Annotated in this window: 1 protein-coding gene; it reads right to left on the bottom strand. The window is 36.7% G+C overall.

Features of this window, described 5'->3' with window-relative positions:
* Positions 1-66: 66 nt before the first annotated feature.
* The gene (locus tag DNK84_RS05410; protein WP_119343538.1) at positions 67-399 is read right to left on the bottom strand and encodes an IS5 family transposase; all 333 of its coding nucleotides are present in this window, start codon (positions 397-399) and stop codon (positions 67-69) included.
* Positions 400-561 lie beyond the last annotated feature (162 nt).

A 561-nucleotide genomic window follows, 5' to 3' on the forward strand; every position in this document is an offset into this window, starting at 1 on the left:
GGCGAATAAAGTAGGTGGTGAATTGGCGTTGTAAAACAACCATTACGCTTACCTAACGCACAGAGCTCAATACCCAACATTGTCATAGCCCGCAGAACATGCATGCGCTCTGACAATCGTCGAATCAATCATTACATCTTGTATATCTGCATCGCTCATGTGTTTCATCATTTCATCCCAAATCCCAAGTTCCGCCCAGTGCATAAAACGTTTATGAACTGCCCGCCAATGACCGTAGTATTCAGGAAGCATACGCCATTGACAACCCGTTCGTAACACATAGTAAACCCCTTCCACGAATAAACGCAAAGATTCCGTATTTTTGCAGTGTATCCTCTTTACCGTCATTAAAAATTCATAAATCTTTTCCCAAGCATTTTCATTTATGTGATAATGCATTTTGCAATCCTTTGTTGTTTTTCTCAAATATATTTAAAACCAAGGATTGCAACCTTGCAAATCATTTTTTAATTAAATTAAATCAACTTAATTTCACATCTTGTAGTTTTTTTGGTTCACAGAACCTAATGATAAATAAATTTTTTCTCTTCCTACTTCTCT

The organism is Facilibium subflavum (genome assembly GCF_003574485.1).
Taxonomy (GTDB): domain Bacteria; phylum Pseudomonadota; class Gammaproteobacteria; order Francisellales; family Francisellaceae; genus Facilibium; species Facilibium subflavum.

Excerpts from the sequence above, each read along its gene's own strand:
- DNK84_RS05410 (WP_119343538.1), bottom strand. The coding sequence starts at position 399 with ATGCATTATCACATAAATGAAAATGCTTGGGAAAAGATTTATGAATTT.